1 protein-coding gene is annotated in these 518 nt (G+C 54.6%); it reads left to right on the top strand.

Features of this window, described 5'->3' with window-relative positions; all coding sequences use genetic code 11:
* Window positions 1-83 precede the first annotated feature (83 nt).
* On the top strand, window positions 84-518 hold a 435-nt coding region (locus HMPREF3171_RS05680; protein ID WP_441294362.1), incomplete at its 3' end, for a Mu transposase domain-containing protein.

The raw sequence follows: 518 nt of genomic DNA, 5'->3' as shown, positions 1-518 counted from the left end.
CGGCTACACCACTTCACGGGACTTGACCGCCGGATAATGCTTCTACGGCAACATACCGGCCGAAGAAACATGCAGGCTACCGGATGGTCACTGACCGCTACGCAGCGTTTGCCGACTACTACGGGGTCACGATTGTGCCGACAAGGCCTGGCAGGCCCCGCGACAAAGCGGCAGTAGAACGTGCAGTGAAAATCGCCTACACCAAAATACTCGGATACTTCAGCGACGAGGTCTTCTATAGCCTCGATGAACTCAATGAAGCGATCACTGAGCGTCTTGAAGACATCAACAGCATCATGCTGCGTGCTGATGGCACAACACGGCGCATGCGCTTTAACCAAGAAGAGGCACCGGTGATGCGCGATCTGCCGCCAACCCCGTTTACAGAAGTGTCCTACAAACGGTGCAAAGTCGATCGCAACTGGCACATCACCTGTGACTACCAGTACTACTCAGTGCCATTTCAGCTGGTAGGAGAATCAGTAACAGTCAGGCTCACCCCGCAACTGGTGAGCATC

The organism is Corynebacterium sp. HMSC08F01 (genome assembly GCF_001807545.1).
Lineage (GTDB): Bacteria > Actinomycetota > Actinomycetes > Mycobacteriales > Mycobacteriaceae > Corynebacterium > Corynebacterium coyleae.
The sequence above is the reverse complement of the archived record's forward strand: the minus strand, read 5'-3'. Positions and strand labels throughout refer to the sequence as shown.